General features: G+C 73.0%; 19 protein-coding genes. 12 read left to right on the forward strand and 7 right to left on the reverse strand.

Annotated elements, in window-relative coordinates:
* Positions 1–2 precede the first annotated feature (2 nt).
* From LPU61_RS08610 to LPU61_RS08620, 3 genes are read right to left on the reverse strand one after another with little or no spacing between them, the layout of a single operon-like run.
* The gene (locus LPU61_RS08610) at positions 3–1,004 is read right to left on the reverse strand and encodes an ABC transporter permease (protein WP_229404661.1); all 1,002 of its coding nucleotides are present in this window, start codon (positions 1,002–1,004) and stop codon (positions 3–5) included.
* A complete protein-coding gene (locus LPU61_RS08615; protein ID WP_043965782.1) occupies positions 1,001–2,068 on the reverse strand; it encodes an ABC transporter ATP-binding protein in 1,068 nt (355 codons plus the stop codon). The genes LPU61_RS08610 and LPU61_RS08615 overlap by 4 nt, the downstream gene beginning before the upstream one ends.
* A complete protein-coding gene (locus LPU61_RS08620; protein WP_144420332.1) occupies positions 2,065–3,120 on the reverse strand; it encodes an ABC transporter ATP-binding protein in 1,056 nt (351 codons plus the stop codon). The genes LPU61_RS08615 and LPU61_RS08620 overlap by 4 nt, the downstream gene beginning before the upstream one ends.
* 225 nt (positions 3,121–3,345) lie before the next feature.
* On the opposite strand from LPU61_RS08620, the gene LPU61_RS08625 reads away from it, so the two are divergent.
* The 6 genes from LPU61_RS08625 (at position 3,346) to LPU61_RS08650 (ending at position 11,006) form a co-directional block, all read left to right on the forward strand.
* Entirely contained in the window at positions 3,346–3,894 is a 549-nt protein-coding gene (locus LPU61_RS08625; RefSeq protein ID WP_229404662.1) for a Uma2 family endonuclease, read from the forward strand.
* Between the two features lie 110 nt (positions 3,895–4,004).
* Positions 4,005–5,441, forward strand: coding sequence for a TldD/PmbA family protein (locus tag LPU61_RS08630; RefSeq protein WP_043965776.1), 1,437 nt, complete (start codon positions 4,005–4,007; stop codon positions 5,439–5,441).
* Positions 5,438–6,922 carry a TldD/PmbA family protein gene (locus tag LPU61_RS08635; protein WP_043965774.1) on the forward strand — a complete coding sequence of 495 codons (1,485 nt, stop codon included), beginning with the start codon at positions 5,438–5,440 and terminating at the stop codon, positions 6,920–6,922. The genes LPU61_RS08630 and LPU61_RS08635 overlap by 4 nt, the downstream gene beginning before the upstream one ends.
* A 286-nt stretch (positions 6,923–7,208) precedes the next feature.
* Positions 7,209–8,015, forward strand: a complete 807-nt coding sequence (locus LPU61_RS08640; protein ID WP_043965772.1) for a hypothetical protein — start codon at positions 7,209–7,211, stop codon at positions 8,013–8,015.
* Positions 8,016–8,025: 10 nt separating this feature from the next.
* Complete coding sequence (locus LPU61_RS08645) at positions 8,026–9,942, forward strand: fumarate reductase/succinate dehydrogenase flavoprotein subunit (protein ID WP_229404663.1); 1,917 nt, start codon at positions 8,026–8,028, stop codon at positions 9,940–9,942.
* Positions 9,942–11,006: a succinate dehydrogenase/fumarate reductase iron-sulfur subunit gene (locus tag LPU61_RS08650; protein ID WP_043965768.1), complete on the forward strand. Its 1,065-nt coding sequence runs from the start codon at positions 9,942–9,944 to the stop codon at positions 11,004–11,006. The genes LPU61_RS08645 and LPU61_RS08650 overlap by 1 nt, the downstream gene beginning before the upstream one ends.
* 121 nt (positions 11,007–11,127) lie before the next feature.
* On the opposite strand, the gene LPU61_RS08655 is transcribed toward LPU61_RS08650, so the two are convergent.
* The gene (locus LPU61_RS08655) at positions 11,128–11,568 is read right to left on the reverse strand and encodes a (deoxy)nucleoside triphosphate pyrophosphohydrolase (protein ID WP_043965766.1); all 441 of its coding nucleotides are present in this window, start codon (positions 11,566–11,568) and stop codon (positions 11,128–11,130) included.
* A 183-nt stretch (positions 11,569–11,751) separates the two neighbouring features.
* On the opposite strand from LPU61_RS08655, the gene LPU61_RS08660 reads away from it, so the two are divergent.
* From LPU61_RS08660 to LPU61_RS08670, 3 genes are read left to right on the forward strand one after another with little or no spacing between them, the layout of a single operon-like run.
* Positions 11,752–12,060, forward strand: coding sequence for a 4a-hydroxytetrahydrobiopterin dehydratase (locus LPU61_RS08660; RefSeq protein ID WP_043965764.1), 309 nt, complete (start codon positions 11,752–11,754; stop codon positions 12,058–12,060).
* 32 nt (positions 12,061–12,092) lie between these two features.
* Positions 12,093–12,872: a bifunctional 2-polyprenyl-6-hydroxyphenol methylase/3-demethylubiquinol 3-O-methyltransferase UbiG gene (locus LPU61_RS08665; protein ID WP_052503871.1), complete on the forward strand. Its 780-nt coding sequence runs from the start codon at positions 12,093–12,095 to the stop codon at positions 12,870–12,872.
* Positions 12,873–12,899: 27 nt separating this feature from the next.
* Positions 12,900–13,262: a PH domain-containing protein gene (locus LPU61_RS08670; RefSeq protein ID WP_043965760.1), complete on the forward strand. Its 363-nt coding sequence runs from the start codon at positions 12,900–12,902 to the stop codon at positions 13,260–13,262.
* Here LPU61_RS08670 and LPU61_RS08675 read toward each other — a convergent pair.
* Positions 13,250–13,630 carry a MerR family transcriptional regulator gene (locus LPU61_RS08675; protein WP_229404664.1) on the reverse strand — a complete coding sequence of 127 codons (381 nt, stop codon included), beginning with the start codon at positions 13,628–13,630 and terminating at the stop codon, positions 13,250–13,252. The two genes, LPU61_RS08670 and LPU61_RS08675, sit on opposite strands and share 13 nt — an antisense overlap.
* A gap of 61 nt (positions 13,631–13,691) precedes the next feature.
* Here LPU61_RS08675 and LPU61_RS08680 point away from each other — a divergent pair, with 61 nt between their 5' ends.
* The 3 genes from LPU61_RS08680 (at position 13,692) to LPU61_RS08690 (ending at position 15,741) form a co-directional block, all read left to right on the forward strand.
* Positions 13,692–14,576, forward strand: coding sequence for an NAD(P)-dependent oxidoreductase (locus LPU61_RS08680; protein ID WP_043965756.1), 885 nt, complete (start codon positions 13,692–13,694; stop codon positions 14,574–14,576).
* Positions 14,577–14,641: 65 nt separating this feature from the next.
* Positions 14,642–14,854, forward strand: coding sequence for a hypothetical protein (locus tag LPU61_RS08685; RefSeq protein ID WP_144420331.1), 213 nt, complete (start codon positions 14,642–14,644; stop codon positions 14,852–14,854).
* 161 nt (positions 14,855–15,015) lie between these two features.
* A complete protein-coding gene (locus LPU61_RS08690; protein WP_229404665.1) occupies positions 15,016–15,741 on the forward strand; it encodes a vancomycin high temperature exclusion protein in 726 nt (241 codons plus the stop codon).
* 10 nt (positions 15,742–15,751) lie between these two features.
* Here the strand turns inward: LPU61_RS08690 and LPU61_RS08695 are convergent, their stop codons facing one another.
* A complete protein-coding gene (locus tag LPU61_RS08695) occupies positions 15,752–16,645 on the reverse strand; it encodes a S9 family peptidase (RefSeq protein WP_229404666.1) in 894 nt (297 codons plus the stop codon).
* A gap of 120 nt (positions 16,646–16,765) precedes the next feature.
* A complete protein-coding gene (locus LPU61_RS08700) occupies positions 16,766–17,101 on the reverse strand; it encodes a glyoxalase superfamily protein (RefSeq protein ID WP_043965750.1) in 336 nt (111 codons plus the stop codon).
* Positions 17,102–17,124: the final 23 nt, after the last annotated feature.

Raw genomic sequence — 17,124 nt, forward strand, 5'->3', positions numbered from 1 at the left:
TCCTACCGGGACGACTTCGGGTCGAGCGCGTCGCGCAGCGCGTCCCCGAAGAGGTTGAAGGCGAAGACCAGCGCGAAGATCGTGACGCCGGGGAAGAAGACGTACGCGGGGTCGGTCTGGAGGTAGTCGAGGCTGCGGTAGATCATCCGGCCGAAGCTCGGCGTGGCGTCGGTGAGCCCGACCCCGATGAACGACAGCGCCGCCTCGCTGGTGATGTACGACGGCACGGCCAGCGAGAACGACACCAGGATCGGCGCCCAGAGGTTGGGCAGGAGCTGGCGGAACAGCATGTGTCCCAGCCCGGCGCCGCTGGCCCGGGCGGCCTCCACGAACTCCCGCTCGCGCAGCGCGATGGCCTGCCCGCGCACCAGCCGGGCGGTGCTGGTCCAGCCGAACAGGGCGAAGATGGCGATCAGCACGCCGATCTGGAACGCGGGCGGCACCTCCTCGCGCTGGCCGTAGAAGCGCAGCGCGATCGTCGGGGTCAGCGCCAGCGCGATGATCAGGAACGGCATGGCCAGGGTCAGGTCGGTGATCCAGTTGACCACCGCGTCGAGCCAGCCGCCGAGGTAGCCGGCGAGGGTGCCGAGCACGACGCCGATCGCGGCGGTGACGACGGCGGCGGCGATCGCGATGAACAGCGAGGTGCGCAGCCCGTGCACCATCCGGATGAAGATGTCCCGCCCCAGGCCCGGCTCCAGCCCGAACCAGTGTTCCCCGGTGACGCCGCCGGCGTAGCCCAGCGGCATGCCGAAGCCGTCGAGCCGGCTCTGGAACTGCTCGCGGGGGCCGATGCCGTACAGCGCCTCGATCAGCGGCACGGCCAGCGCGACCAGCAGGAAGAAGGCGAGCATGGCGGCGCTGACGACGGCCGTGCGGTCCCGGCGCAGCCGGGCCCAGGCGAGCTGGCCGGGCGAGCGGCCGACGACGCGGGAGCCCCCGGGGCCGTCGCCGGTGGACTCGATCTCCGCGAGGGCCACGCCCTCGACCGGGGACAGGCTCACGCCGTCACCTCCGCACCGCTCGCGCCGGCCGCGTCGCGCCCGTCCGGCTCCGGGAAGTCGCCGGCCCCGTCGTGCCCCGGGAAGTCGCCGGCCCCGTCCGGCTCCGGGAAGTGGCAGGCGACCGACTGCCCGCTGCCGTCGCGGGGCACCAGCGCCGGCTCCTCGGTGGCGCAGATGTCGCGGGCCTTGGGGCAGCGGGTGCGGAACCGGCAGCCCGACGGCGGGTTCAGCGGCGTCGGCACGTCGCCGGTGAGCCGGATCCGCCCGCCGGGGCCGAGCCGCGTCGCGTCCGGGATCGCCGACAGCAGGGCCCGGGTGTACGGGTGCCGGGGCCGCTCGTAGATGTCCGCCCGGTCGCCGATCTCCACGATCCGCCCCAGGTACATGACGGCGACCCGCTGGCAGAAGTGCCGCACCACCGCGAGGTCGTGGGCGATGAACACGAACGCCAGCCCGAGGTCGCGTTGCAGGTCGCGCAGCAGGTTGACGACCTGCGCCTGGATCGACACGTCGAGGGCGGAGACGGGCTCGTCGGCGACGATCAGCTTCGGCCGCAGCGCGAGGGCCCGGGCGATGCCGACGCGCTGGCGCTGCCCGCCGGAGAACTCGTGCGGGTAGCGGTTGTAGTGCTCGGGGTTGAGCCCGACCAGCTCCAGCAGCTCCTGCACCCGGCGGCGCACCCCGCCGGGCGGGTCGATCCCGTTGACGCGCAGCGGCATCGCCACGATCCGGCCCACGGTGTGCCGGGGGTTCAGCGACGCGTACGGGTCCTGGAAGATGATCTGGAGGTCCTGGCGCAGCGGGCGCAGCTCCCGCCGCCCGGCGTGGGTGATGTCGCGGCCGGCGAACTCGATGCGCCCGGCGGTCGGCTCCAGCAGCCGCACCAGCATCCGGCCGGTGGTGCTCTTGCCGCAGCCGGACTCCCCGACCAGGCCGAGCGTCTCGGCGGGGCGCACCGCGAAGTCGAGGCCGTCGACGGCCCGCACCAGGCCGGTGGCGCGGAACCCGGTGCGCACCGGGAAGTGCTTGGTCAGCCCGCTGACCCGCAGCAGCGGCTCGCTCATCGGGCCGCCCCCGTGGGCGCGACGCCCTCGGCGTGCAGCCGGGCGCGCTCGTCGGTTGGCAGGTGGCAGGCCGCCAGGTGGCCGGGCTCGCCGGCCGGGGCCAGCGCCGGGACCTCGGCGCGCGAGCGGCCGCCGGTGCGGTCGGCGTACCGGCAGCGGGGGTGGAAGGCGCAGCCGGGCGGCAGGTCGATCAGGCTGGGCGGGTTGCCGGGGATGGGCACCAGGTCCGCGTCGGCGTCGCCGTGCAACGACGGCACGCTGGAGAGCAGACCCCAGGTGTACGGGTGCCGGGGCCGGCGCAGCACCTGCTCGGCGCTGCCGTGCTCGACCGCCCGGCCGGCGTACATGACCAGCACCTCGTCGGCGACCTGGCCGACCACGCCGAGGTCGTGGGTGATCAGGATGATCGCCGAGCGGAACTCGGCCTGGAGGTCGGCGAGCAGGTCGAGGATCTGCGCCTGCACGGTGACGTCGAGGGCGGTGGTCGGCTCGTCGGCGATCAGCAGGGCCGGGTCGTTGACCAGGGCCATGGCGATCATCGCCCGCTGCCGCATGCCGCCGGAGAACTCGTGCGGGTACTGGTCGTAGCGCCGCTCCGGCTGGGGGATGCCGACCCGGCCGAGCATGTCGACGGCCCGCCGCCGGGCCTCCCGCCGCCCGGCACCCGGGTGGTGCACCCGGTACGCCTCGGCGATCTGCCGGCCGACGGTGTAGTAGGGGTGCAGCGCCGACAGCGGGTCCTGGAAGATCATCGCGACGTCCCGGCCGCGCAGCCGGCGGACGTCCTGTTCGGGCAGGCCGACGAGCTGCCGGCCGCCGACGGAGATCCCGCCGGTGACGGTGGTGCGCCTCGGGTCGTGCAGGCCGAGGATCGCCAGCGAGGTGACGCTCTTGCCGGAGCCGGACTCGCCGACGACGGCGAGGGTGCGGCCCCGCTCGACGGCGAAGGAGACCCCGTCGACCGCGCGGACGGTGCCGTCGGCGGTGTCGAAGCGCACCCGCAGGTCGTCGACCCGCAGGTACGGGTCGGACGCCGGTGCTGGCTCGCCCACGACCACCTCCCCCAGTGACGAAGAGAAACTACAACAGATCACTGAGGCTGAAAATAAGCTACAGATCGAGGGCTGTCAGCGGTGCTGAGCGTAACGACTCGGCAACTCCCTCCGACACCCCTGATCGCGAGACCGGCGAAGCCGCACAGGTCGCACGTCGGGTGCGACCATGATGGGGGTGGCCGGGAGAGGATCCGTGCCCGATCGATCGAGGTGGGGGTGACCATGACCGCGGCGGTGTTCGACCACGACGGACCGTGGACCGAGGAGGAGTACCTCGCTCTCGGCGAGACGTCGCAACGGGTCGAACTCTTCGACGGGAGCCTCCACGTGACCCCAGCCCCCACCCCACGGCACCAACGGATCTCCCGCAAGCTGGGCAACATCCTCGAACCGGCCGCCGAGGCGGCCGGGCTGGAGCTGCTGGAGGCGGTGAACGTCCGGCTCCAGTCCGGGCGGGTCCCTGTCCCCGACCTCGTTGTCACGGACCCGGTCGACCTCGACGACGTCTACGTGGCGGCGGCCGACGTCCGGCTGGTCTGCGAGATCATCTCGCCGGGGAACGCGTCCACCGACAAGGTGCTGAAGATGCACTATTACGCCGCCGCCCACATCGACTGGTACCTCCTGGTCGAGCAGGAGACCGGCGCGCTGCGCCTGCACCGGCGTCGGCACGCCCACTACGTGGAGCACTCCGTCGCCAAGCGGGGCGAGGTGCTGGAGTTGGTCGAGCCCGTCCGGGCGAAGATCCGGCCCGAGGATCTCGTCCCCTGACGGATGTCGGCCCCGTCCCCTAGGGTCGGGCGCATGAGCGAGCGCCAGCGAGCGAATCATCCAACTGGCCCGGTGTCCCAGGGCGGCGCGCAGCGCAGCGGGGCGTCGTCGTGACCGGATTCGATGCGGCGTCCGCCGCCGTGCAGGCCGCCTTGGACGCGGGCGCGCGGTACGCCGACGCCCGGGTGATGCACCGCCGCTACGAGTCGATGTCGGCCCGCAACGGCGACGTCGAGGAGCTGACCCAGGACGAGAGCCTCGGGCTGGGCGTCCGGGCGCTGGTCGGGTCGGGCTGGGGCTTCCACGCCGTACCGGAGCTGTCGGACGCCGCCGCCCGCGACGCCGGCCGGCGGGCCGCGCTGATCGCCGCCGCGAGCGCCCGGGTCCCCGGTCCGCCGGTCGACCTGGTGCCGGCCGAGCCGGTCGTCGCGAGCTGGTCCTCGGCGTGCGAGGTCGACCCGCTCGGGGTGGCCCTGTCCGACAAGGGCGACCTGCTGGTCGGCGCTACCGCGACCATGCGGGAGCACGGCGCCGACCTGGCCGAGGGCCTCTACCAGGTGTGGGACACCACGAAGTGGTTCGTCTCCAGCGAGGGGCACCGCATCGACCAGCGCATCCGCGAGTGCGGCGGCGGCATCTCGGCCACCTCGATCGGCGACGGCGAGACCCAGCGCCGGTCCTATCCGAGTTACCGCGGCCAGTACGGCACGACCGGCTGGGAGCTGGTCACCCGGCTCGACCTGGCCGCGCACGCCGCCCGGGTCGCCGAGGAGAGCCGCGCGCTGCTCACCGCGCCCGAGTGCCCGGCGGGCGAGACCGACCTGATCCTCGGCGGCGAGCAGCTCGCGTTGCAGATCCACGAGTCCGTCGGGCACGCCATCGAGCTGGACCGCATCCTCGGCTGGGAGGCCGCGTTCGCCGGCACCTCCTGGCTGGACCTGGCGCAGCTCGGCTCGCTGCGCTACGGCTCCGAGCTGATGAACGTCACGATCGACCCGACCATCCCCGGCGCGCTGGGCAGCTTCGGCTTCGACGACGAGGGCTCCCCGGCGGTGCGGCGGGACGCGGTGCGCGAGGGCCGGTGGGTGGGGGTGCTCGCCGGCCGCGACTCGGCCGCCGTCGCCGGCCTGGACTACGGCGGCAGCGTACGCGCCGACGGCTGGGCCCGGCTGCCGATGGTGCGGATGACGAACGTCGGGCTGGAGCCCGGCCCGCACACCCTCGACGAGATCATCGCCGCCACCGACGACGGGGTGCTGATGGACATCAACCGCTCCTGGTCGATCGACGACAAGCGGCTCAACTTCCAGTTCGGCTGCGAGATCGGCTGGGAGGTGAAGCGGGGCCGGCGGGGGCGGATGCTGCGCAACCCGACCTACACGGGCATCGGCCCGCTGTTCTGGCGCTCGATGGACATGCTCTCCGCCGAGACCGTCGCCTGGGGCACGCCCAACTGCGGCAAGGGTCAGCCCGGCCAGGTCGGCCACACGGGTCACCCGGCCGCGCCGGCCCGGTTCCGCAACGTCCGAGTGGGGGTGCGCGCATGAGGCAGGACGGTGGGCGGGACGTGCTGGGGCTCGCCGACCAGGTGGTCGACCTGGTCCGCCGGCTGGCCGGGCCGCGGGCCGAGGCGGAGGTGGTGGTCACCCGCGCCGACCTGGCGCTGACCCGGTTCGCCAACTCCTTCGTGCACCAGAACGTCGCCGAGTCGGGCGTCTCCGTGCGGCTGCGCGTGCACGCCGAGGGGCGCACGGCGGCCGGCGGCGGCAGCGTGGTCACCCCGGACGGGCTGGCCGCCCTGGTCGAGCGGGCCCTCGCGGCAGCCCGCCTATGCCCGCCGGATCCGGCCTGGCCCGGGCTGACCCCGCGCTCGCCGGTGCCCGCCGCCCCGGCCTGGGACGAGGCCACGGCCTTCGCCGAGCCGGGCGAGCGGGCCGAGCGGGTGCGCGCGTTCGTCGACGCCGTGGGTGGGTTGGAGGCCGCCGGCTACTGCCGCACCGGCTACCGGGCGGCAGCGTTCGCCAACTCCACCGGGCACTCGGCGCAGGGCGTCGCCGCCGAGGCCGCGATGGACGGCATCGCCCGCACCGGCGGCGCGGACGGGGTGGCCCGGCTGCACGTCGACCGGCTGGCCGACCTCGACGGGGCGGCGCTGGGGGCCCGGGCCGCCGCGAAGGCACGGGCGGCCGTGGACCCGGTCGAGCTGCCTCCGGGCCGCTACGAGGTGGTGCTGGAGCCGGCCGCCGTCGCCGACCTGCTGCACAACTTCGCCCTGTGGGGCTTCAACGGCAAGCGGCACGCCGAGCGGCAGTCCTTCGCCGAGCCGGGCGTGGCCCAGTTCGACCCGGCGGTCACGCTGGTCGACGACCCGCTCGCCGGGTCGGGGCTGCCGTTCGACGTGGAGGGCACGGGCCGGCGGGCCCTGACGCTGGTCGACGCCGGCACCACCGTCGCGGTGGCGCACGACCGGCGCAGCGGCGCGGCGGCCGGGGTGGGCTCCACCGGGCACGCGTCGCCCGACGCGGCCACCTTCGGCCCGATGCCGGTCAACCTGCGGCTGTCGGGCCCCGCCCCGGCGGGCGACGCCGGCGCCCCGGCGCACGCGCCGGCGGCCGGCGGCCACCGGGCTCAGCACGCCGCCGGGACAGGGCACGGCGACGGGGCTCAGCACGGGTCGCCAGCACCGGCGGGGCCGCTGGTCGACGACTCCACGGCCGACCTGGTCGCCGGGATGGAACGCGGCCTGCTGGTCAGCGACCTGTGGTACACCCGGGTGCTGGACACGAAGAGCCTGGTGATCACGGGTCTGACCCGCAACGGGGTCTGGCTCGTGGAGGGCGGGGTGCCGGTGCGGGCGGTGCAGAACTTCCGGTTCACCGAGTCCTACCCCCGGGCGCTGGGCCCGGGGGCCGTGCTCGGGATCGGCCGCCGGGCGGTCCGGCAGCCGGACCGCGTCGACGGCGTCTGGTGGGACGCGCCGGCGCTGCGCCTGGCGGCCTGGAACTTCACCGGGGGCGCATCCGGCTGACCCGGGCGGATGATCCTCGCCGGTTCTGGCGGCGGCCGGAGAGTGAGGTTCTTAACATCCGACATCGATCGTGTTGCGGGGACTTTTCCGCAGGCCGGACACACGGGACACTCCCTTGCGCGGACGGCCCACGGAGATCGGCGTAACGTGTGTCAACTAGCTGCGCCGGTACGGCCGGTGTGGTCGTTGGTGTGCGCGGTGAGGTGGCAGCGGGTACGGGGTCGCCGGTCCGCGTGCCGACCGGAACAACTGCCGCCCGTGAGGGCCCCGTCAGGGAGACGACCGAATGACTTCAACGGCAACGAGGCCGCGGGGAGCGCGAGCGCGCGCCGCCATAGCGGCGAAGACGTTGCGGACGGACCGGTGGTGGTTCGCTCCGCTGATCACCGTCATCGGGCTCAGCGCCTGGGTGGCGTACGCGACGGTCCGGGTCTTCATGCACAAGTGGTACTGGGTCGAGCAGTACCACTACCTGACCCCGTTCTACTCCCCCTGCGTCACGGACCGGTGCGTCGAGGGGGCCTCCCACTTCGGCCAGTTCCTGCCCGGTTGGTGGATCATCCCGGACGCGGCGCTGACCCTGCCGTTCCTGCTGCTGTTCCGGCTCACCTGCTACTACTACCGCAAGGCCTACTACCGGTCGTTCTGGCTGTCGCCGCCGGCCTGTGCCGTGCCGGACAAGCACGACAGCTACTCGGGCGAGACCCGGTTCCCGCTGCTCGGCCAGAACCTGCACCGCTACTTCTTCTACGCCGCCGCGATCATCTCGCTGATCAACACCTGGGACGCGGTGCTGGCCTTCCACTCGCCGGAGGGCTTCGGCTTCGGGCTGGGCAACATCGTCCTGCTGGTCAACGTGGTCATGCTGTGGGCGTACACGATCTCCTGCCACTCCTGCCGGCACATCATCGGCGGGCGGCTCAAGCACTTCTCCAAGCACCCGGTGCGATACAAGGCCTGGACCGGCGTGTCCTGGCTGAACGTCCGGCACATGCAGCTCGCCTGGATCACCCTCGGCACCCTGGCGCTGACCGACTTCTACGTCATGGCGGTCGCGGCCGGCTGGTTCAACGACCTGCGGTTCATCAACTAGAGGGCCTGACATGACGACCACGAATCGCATCGAACGACACCACTACGACGTCGTCGTGATCGGGGCCGGCGGCGCCGGCCTGCGCGCGGCGATCGAGGCCCGGCTCGCGGGCAAGAAGACGGCGATCATCTCGAAGTCGCTGTTCGGCAAGGCGCACACCGTGATGGCCGAGGGCGGCGCGGCCGCCGCCATGGGCAACGTGAACAGCCGGGACAACTGGCAGGTGCACTTCCGCGACACCATGCGCGGCGGCAAGTTCCTCAACAACTTCCGGATGGCCGAGCTGCACGCGAAGGAGTCGCCGCAGCGCATCTGGGAGTTGGAGACGTACGGTGCGCTGTTCGACCGCACCAAGGACGGGAAGATCTCGCAGCGCAACTTCGGTGGCCACGAGTACCCCCGGCTGGCGCACGTCGGCGACCGGACGGGCCTGGAGCTGATCCGCACCCTCCAGCAGAAGATCGTCTCCCTCCAGCAGGAGGACAAGGCCGAGTTCGGCTCGTACGACGCCCGGATCAAGGTGTTCGCCGAGACGACGATCACCGAGCTGCTGCTCGACGGCGAGAAGGTCGCCGGGGCGTTCGGCTACTACCGGGAGTCCGGCGAGTTCATCCTGTTCGAGGCCCCGGCCGTGGTGCTCGCCACCGGCGGCGTCGGCCGGTCCTACAAGGTGACGTCGAACTCCTGGGAGTACACGGGCGACGGGCACGCGCTGGCCCTGCGCGCCGGCGCGACGCTGATCAACATGGAGTTCCTCCAGTTCCACCCGACCGGCATGGTCTGGCCGCCCTCGGTGAAGGGCATCCTGGTCACCGAGTCGGTGCGCGGCGACGGCGGCATCCTGAAGAACTCCGACGGCAAGCGGTTCATGTTCGACTACGTCCCGGACGTGTTCCGCAAGCAGTACGCGGACAACGAGGCCGAGGCGGACCGCTGGTACAAGGACCCGGACAACAACCGGCGTCCGCCGGAGCTGCTGCCCCGCGACGAGGTGGCGCGCGCGATCAACAGCGAGGTCAAGGCCGGTCGGGGCACGCCGGCCGGCGGCGTCTACCTCGACATCGCGTCCCGGCTGCCGGCCGAGGAGATCCGCCGTCGCCTGCCGTCGATGTACCACCAGTTCAAGGAGCTGGCCGACGTCGACATCACCAAGGAGCCGATGGAGGTCGGGCCGACCTGTCACTACGTGATGGGCGGCGTCGAGGTGGACCCGGACTCGGGTGCCGCGTACGGCACGGTGCGCGGGCTGTTCGCCGCCGGTGAGGTGTCGGGCGGCATGCACGGCTCCAACCGGCTCGGCGGCAACTCGCTGTCGGACCTGCTGGTCTTCGGCAAGCGGGCGGGCGGCCACGCGGCGTCGTACGCCGATCAGTTGACCTCGCGCCCGAAGGTGTCGATCGGCGCGGTCGAGGCCGCCGTGGAGACGGCGCTCGCGCCGTTGCAGCGCGACACCGGGGAGAACCCGTACCACCTCCAGCAGGACCTCCAGGCGGTCATGGGGGATCTGGTCGGGATCATCCGCCGGCAGGGCGAGCTGGCCGACGCGCTGGTCAGGCTGGCCGAGCTGCGCGAGCGGGTGGCGAAGGTCAGCGCGGCCGGCGGGCGGCGCTACAACCCGGGCTGGCACCTCGCGCTGGACCTGCGCAACATGCTGGTGGTCTCGGAGTGCACGGCGAAGGCGGCGCTGGAGCGGCAGGAGTCGCGCGGCGGCCACACCCGGGAGGACTTCCCGGCGATGGACCCGAAGTGGCGCCGGGTCAACCTGGTCTGCGCCCTGGACGGCGACACGGTGCGGCTGACCCACAAGCCGCTGCCGAAGATGCGCGCCGAGCTGGTCGCCCTGTTCGACCGGGCCGAACTGGCCAAGTACCTGACCGACGAGGAGCTCGCGGACTTCGACGCCCTCGCTGAGGAGGCGGGCAAGTAATGGGAACCAAGCGTCACTTCAGGATCTGGCGGGGCGACGAGAGCGGCGGCGACCTGCAGGACTACCAGGTCGAGGTCAACGAGGGCGAGGTGGTCCTCGACGTCATCCACCGGCTCCAGGCCACCGACGCGCCGGACCTGGCCTGCCGGTGGAACTGCAAGGCCGGCAAGTGCGGCTCCTGCTCGATGGAGATCAACGGGATGCCCAAGCTGGGCTGCATGACCCGGATGTCGACGTTCGAGGAGGCCGAGACCGTCACGGTCACCCCGCTGCGCACGTTCCCGATCATCCGGGACCTGGTCACCGACGTCTCGTTCAACTACGAGAAGGCGCGGGAGACCCCGGCGTTCGCGCCGCCGGCCGGGGTCGCCCCGGGCGAGTACCGGATGCAGCAGGTCGACGTCGAGCGCTCGCAGGAGTTCCGCAAGTGCATCGAGTGCTTCCTGTGCCAGAACGTCTGCCACGTGGTCCGCGACCACGAGGAGAACAAGCAGGCGTTCTCGGGTCCCCGGTTCTTCATCCGGGCCGCCGAGCTGGACATGCACCCGCTCGACGCGAAGACCGACCGCAAGGAGTATGCGCAGGCGGAGCAGGGCCTCGGCTTCTGCAACATCACCAAGTGCTGCACCGAGGTCTGCCCCGAGCACATCAAGATCACTGACAACGCGATCATCCCCATGAAGGAGCGCGTGGTCGACCGCAGGTACGATCCCCTGGTATGGCTCGGTAGCAAGATCTTCCGGAGGGGTCAGGTGCCTCAGACCAGCGTGACCAGCGGCTCGCACAGCGGCGCCGTGCACTCCCACGCCGCCGCCGGCGGGGTCCACTCGCACGCGGGTGGCTCCCACGACCAGGCTGCCGAGGCGCAGGCCCAGGCCGGCGTCAACTGGCACCGCGAGGTGCCGAAGCCGACCGCCCCGGCCGTGGACGACAACGGCAAGCTGCCGCTGACGGAGCTCACCTTCGACCGGGCCGCCGCGCCGTCGCCGTTCGGCGACGACGTGCAGTTCCCGCTGCCCCCGGAGCACCTCAACTTCGCCCACCCGGAGCAGGACAAGCACTGACGACGACAGCGACGGCGGGGGTTGGCGGCACAGGCCGCCGGCCCCCGTCGGCGTTTCCGCGGGCTGCTGCGCCTGCGGTCCAGTCGGTGGCTCGGTGGGCGGCTCAGTCGTTGGCTGTGGCTCAGTCGGCGGCGAGCAGGGGGCGCAGGGCGGCGACGATGGGGGCGTCGGCGGGCAGCCAGGTCACGGTGTCCAGCTCGGCCGCGGAGAGCCAGCGCAGCGCCGAGTGCTCCAGGGCCTTCGGCCGGTCGCCGTGCAGCAGGCGGGCCGCGTACACCTTCAGCACCGAACGGCCGTGGGCCATCCGCACGTTGCGGCCGACCCGGTCGCCGATCTCCACGCGTACGGCCAGCTCCTCGGCGCACTCGCGGACCAGGGCGGCGGTCTCGCTCTCGCCCGGCTCGACCTTGCCGCCGGGGAACTCCCACATGCCGGCCACCTCGGGCGGGGCCGACCGGGCGCAGGCGAGCACCCGCCCGTCCGCGATGATCGCCGCGCCGACGACCACCTTCGGATCCCGTCGCTCGGTCTGTCCGCTTTCGTTAGCCCGTTCGGTCCGCACGGGCTCCCAGCGTGCCAGATCAATCGGCGGTTTGGGTACCGTGGCCGTCCGCTAGGCCAGTAGAAGTGGGAAGTGTGGGCGTGGACACACCCTCGGTCGGACGACAGACTGGGGTTACCGACTTAGACACGGGACGGCGACGATTTGGCCACAAGCCGGCAACGACGCCTGGGAGGTGCGGTGATGCGGGTGCTGTTCAGGAGCCGGGCGAAGCACGACTACCTGAGCGACGCACTCACCCTGCTGACCGGGTGGACCCGCGAGGGCGAGCAGATCCGGCGCACGCTGGTGATCGACGACACCCAGCACGCCGCGCTGACCGAACGGGTCAAGGTGGTCGCCGACGCCCTGCACCTGCGCCCCGAGATCAGCCGCCGCGACGACCGGACGCAGATCCGGGTCGGGCACGGCGACGGCGCCCCGCTGAGCGAGGGCGAGGTCCTGCTGGCCGCCCGCATCGAAGACGCGTACCGCACCGTCACCGGCTCCTGATCCGCCCTCCGCGCTGACTCCTGGTCCGGGCCGTGCGCGACGGGGAGTTCCGCGACCCGCAGCTCGTGCCCGTCTACGACGCCGAGTGCCCGTGGGGGCCCGACGACGACTTCTTCCTCTCCCTGGTGACCGGTCCCCTGGCCTCCGATCCGGCGTCGGCCGGCACGCCTCCCGCGCGCGTGCTCGACCTCGGCTGCGGCACCGGCCGCCTCACCGTCGCCCTGGCCGCCGCCGGGCACCCCGTCACCGGCGTCGACCCGGCCGGCCCGGCCCTCGCGGCGGCCCGCCGCCGGCCCGGCGCGGACCTGGTCACCTGGGTCGAGGGCACCTCCGCGTCGCTGCCCCGCGCGGCGTTCGACGTGGCCGTCCTGACCAGCCACGTGGCGCAGGTCTTCGTGACCGACGACGAGTGGGCGCGTACCCTCGCCGACCTGGCGCGGGCGCTCGGGCCCGGCGGCCGGCTGGCGTTCGACTCCCGCGACCCGGCGGCCCGGGCCTGGGAACGCTGGAACGCTGTCGACTCGCGGCGGGTGGTCCGCCTGCCCGACGGCCGCGAGGTGCGGGCCTGGACGGAGGTCACCGCCGTGCACGCCGGGGTCGTCGACTTCACCCACCACTACGCGTTCCCCGGCGGCGACGCGCGGCGCAGCTCGGCGAGGCTGCGCTTCCGGGGCGAGGCGGAGCTGCGCGCGTCCGTGGAGGCCGCCGGCTTCGCCGTCGAGCGGGTGTACGGCGGCTGGGCGCGGCAACCGGTCGGCACGGGCGCCGGGGAGCTGGTCGTGGTGGCCCGCAGGCTCTCGGCCCCGGGCTGACTTGGCACGTCCGCTTACCGTGAGGTCATGGCGAATGCGACATACGACCGCAAGGAGCAGTTCCAGCAGATCCAGAGCGGCCTGCTCACGGGTGAGCAGATCATCGCCGTCTACGACGCCGTCGGCACCGGCACCGGGTTCATCGGCCTCACCGACCGGCGGGTGATCATCCAGGACCGCTCCTTCGTCGGCAAGCGGTACGCGATCACCAGCATCCCGTACTCGAAGATCACCAGCGTGAGCGTGGTGAGCAACAAGTCGTGGGGCGGGGAGTTCTTCTCCACCGGCTCGATCGCCATCCACGTCGGCACGCACACGTACGAGGTCGAGTTCCGGGGCGCGCAGAAGAGCCACCACGTACACAACGTGATCCTGCACTACATCTCCTGACCTCCCGGGCGCTGGCCGGCGGCGCCGGTCGCGATGAGCGCGTCGAGGATGTCCCGGGCTGCGGCCAGGCGCTCGATGGCCGCGGTGATCCGCGTTCGCTCCTCGGCCAGTCCGTCGAGGAGTTCGGGACAGGTGGGGGCGAGCACCGTCGTGTCGTCCGGGACGCAGGGCAGGATTTCGGCGATCACCGCCGTGCCAAGCCCTGCCGAGAGCAACAGCCGGATGTGCCGCACGGTCGACACGGCGGTGTCGCCGTAGTCGCGGTAACCGCTCGACCGGCGCTCGGGCCGCAACAGCCCCTGCTCCTCGTAGTAGCGCAGGGCCCGGGTGCTCACGCCGGTCCGCCGGGCCAGTTCACCGATCCGCATGCCCTACAGCAGACCTTCGGCTTGACCTTCACGTCAACGTCAACCTCTAGCGTCTCCTGACATGACCGATCAACACCTCACGGAACGTCCGCCGGTGGCGGTGCTCGGCCTCGGGCCCATGGGCCGGGCCCTCGCCGCCTCCCTCGTCTCCGCCGGCGTCCCCACCGTCGTCTGGAACCGCACGCCGGAGCGGGCCGCACCCCTCGTCGCGCTGGGCGCGACCGCCGCGCCGACCGTCGCCGACGCCGTCCGCGCGTGCTCGCTCGTGGTCACCTGCCTGATCGACCCGCCGACGGTCCGGTCCGTCCTGGCCCACCACGACGACTGGGCCGGCCGGACGCTCGTCGACGTCACCACGGCCTCGCCGGACGCGGCGCGTGGCCTGGCGCAGTGGGCGGCTGCGCGGGGCATCGACCTGGTCAAGGGGGCCATCCTGACGCCGACCCCGTCGATCGGCACCCAGGCCGCCGGGGTGCTCTACTGCGGATCCCGCCCCGCATTCGATGCCTGCCTGCCCATCCTGGCCGCCTTCGGCGGCACGCCCGCGTACCTCGGCGAGGACCCGGGCGCTGCCGCCGCGTACGACGTGGCGTTGCTCGACCTGTTCGCTACGACGGTCAGCGGCCTGACCCACGCCTTCGCGCTGGCATCGGCCGAGGGCATCGCCCCCCGCTCGTTCGCCGGGTACGCGGCGGGGATCGCCCCCATGATCGGCGAGATGGCCGGCCGCTTCGCCGACCAGCTCACCGACGGCCGGTTCCCCGGCGAACGGTCCACCGTGACCTCGGCCGCCTCGGGCATCGCCCACGTCATCGAGGCCGCCGACCTCCACGGGATCGATACCGGGGCGCTGCGCGCCGCGCAGGCCGTCATCGACCGGGTGATAGCGAACGGTCACGGCGGGGACGGCCTCGCCCGACTGGCCCAGGCACTGACCCCCGCGTGATCTGACGAATGCCTGCCGTCGCCCGCTCGGCGGCCGGGCTCGACCGGGTGGCCTACCGTTGGGATATGACGACGCTGATGGTTCTCTTCGGGGCGACCCTGGCGCTGATCGTGAGCGCGTTCCTGGTGGTCGCCTGGCGGGACCGGCGGCGGCAGTCGTCGCCGGAGGACTCGGCGGCGGCCCGCGAGGCGGCCCGCACCCAGCAGCGCTACGCCGCCGAGCGGCACGGCAGCCAGGGCGACGTGTGGCGCAACGGCCAGTCGCAGGCCTCCCCCTGACCCCCGCACCGCCCGCAGGCGGCCAGGCGCGGATCTTGGAAGGAAAAGGCCCCTTGATCCACACCATGTCGGCGACATGGTCCGGTCGGGGGCCGGTTGATACCGCCATGTCGGCGACATGAAGTCGATCAAAGCTGAGTTGATCAGGAATACTCGTACCCATGCGGCGTCGACTGTCCACCATGATCGGCAGGCTGCGAACGGCCGGCGGCACGCGCAGCCGCTGGCGCTGGCCGCGCCGCGCCGCCGTCACGGGCGTCGTCGGGGCGGCGCTGCTGACGGGCGGCACCGTGGCCAGCGTGACGTGGATCCGCGACGGCGCGCAGGGGCACATCTTCGCCGAGGCGGACGTCCCGGAGGCCCCCGTCGCCCTGGTGCTCGGCACGAAGGTGCACCCGGACGGGACGCCGTCGCCGTTCCTCACCGCCCGGCTGGAGATCGCCCGGCGGCTGTTCGTCGCCGGGAAGGTGCGCGCCGTCCTGCTCTCCGGCGACAACATGAACGCGGACTACGACGAGCCGACCGCGATGCGGCGCTGGCTGCTCGACAACGGGGTGCCGGCGGAGAAGATCGTGCTGGACTACGCGGGCTTCGACACGTACGACTCGTGCGCCCGCGCGAAGCGGATCTTCGGGGTGGAGCGGGCCACGGTGGTCACGCAGACCTTCCACCTGCCCCGCGCCGTGGCGGTGTGCCGGCGGCTCGGCGTCGACGCCAGCGGGGTCGGCGACGAGACCGCCCGCGCGTACGCCAGGACGTGGCAGATCAGCTCCACCCGGGAGTACGGGGCCTGCGTGAAGGCCGCCGTCGACCTGCTCTCCGGCCGCGACCCCGCGCACCTCGGCCGCCGCGAGAACGGCGTCGACGACGCCCTGCGCAGCGCTTGAGCCAGACCCGCTAACCGGCGGGCAGCCGGGCGTCCAGCCAGCTCAGCAGGGCGGCCGTGTACTGCGGGCTGATGCTGTCGAGGCTCGTGCCCTCGCCGAGGGTCGGGTAGTGGTCGCAGCCGTCCAGCCGGCAGACGGTGGGCGGATCGGCCGCCCCGGCGGTGGCGCGCCGCCAGGCGGCGACGCTGTCGTCGATGGGGATCCACGCGTCGGTCGCACCGTAGAACAGCAGCACGGGGCAGCTCACCCGGGCGAACACCGGGACCGGGTCGAAGTCCATGTCGCGCCAGGTGCCCGGCTGGTCGGGCAGCGCGCGCGGCAGGTGGACCAGCGGAAACCAGGGGCGGGCGGCGGCGCGGTCCACGGCCGCCTGCGCGGTCGCGCGGTCGAGGTCGCCCCGCAGGTACGCCTCCGTCGCGGCCCGCACCCGACCCAGCTCGGCCAGGTCGGCGTCGCCGTACCCGTTGCGGCGCAGCTGCTCGGCGGTGCCGTAGCGCATCTGCACGGCGGGGCTGACCCCGCTGCCGGAGACGAGCACGAGGAAGGCGACCAGGTCGGGCCGGAGCCCGGCGGCCAGCGGGGCGGCCCAGGCGCCCTGGCTCAGCCCCCACAGCCCGACCGGCACCTCGCCGACGTGGCGGCGCAGCACGTCGACCGCCGCGATCGCGTCGGCGGCCTGGTCGGCCAGGGGCACGTCGTGGCCGTCGACGCGGGGCCGGCGGTCGAAGCGCAGCACCGCGACCCCCGCGCCGGGCAGCAGCCGGGCCAGGTGTTCGTAGCAGAAGTGCGACCGGTGCCCTGCCTCGGCCGCGTGCAGCACGACCAGCCCGCCCCGCACCGGGCCGGTCGGCAGGCTCAGCGTGGCCGGCAACCGCGTGCCGGCGACGTCGACGCTCAACTCCACACGCGACACCCCATCACGCCGGCCCGTCCCGCGCTGCCCCGCCCCGGCACCCCGGCGTTTCCCGACCTTGGACGGTTGTCGTCGGCTGGTGACGACAACCGTCCAGGAATGCGGGCCGGATCAGGCGGGGACGGTGCCGACCCGGATGCGGTTGCCGTCGGGGTCGGTGAGCTGGAACTCGCGGCCCCAGTCCCGCTCGGCGACCTCGACGCCGCCGCAGGCCGCCGCGACCGCGTCGACGTCGTCGACGTACAGGTAGAGCGAGGTGCCCGGCCGGGCGTCCCCCGCGTGCTCCGACAGGTGCACCTCGATGCCGCCCCGCGCGATGCTCACGTATCTCGGCAGCTCCGGCGCGAACCGGTGCTCCCACTGCTTGCGGAAGCCGAGCCGGGCATACCAGCCGGCGGTGGCCTCCGCGTCCGCGACCCGCAATACGGGTGCCAGTCGTTCCGTCATCCGCACAGTGTGCACGCAGGGAC

Origin of the sequence: Micromonospora sp. NBRC 110038, from assembly GCF_020884815.1 — a bacterium.
In the GTDB taxonomy this organism is placed as follows: Bacteria; Actinomycetota; Actinomycetes; order Mycobacteriales; family Micromonosporaceae; genus Micromonospora; species Micromonospora haikouensis.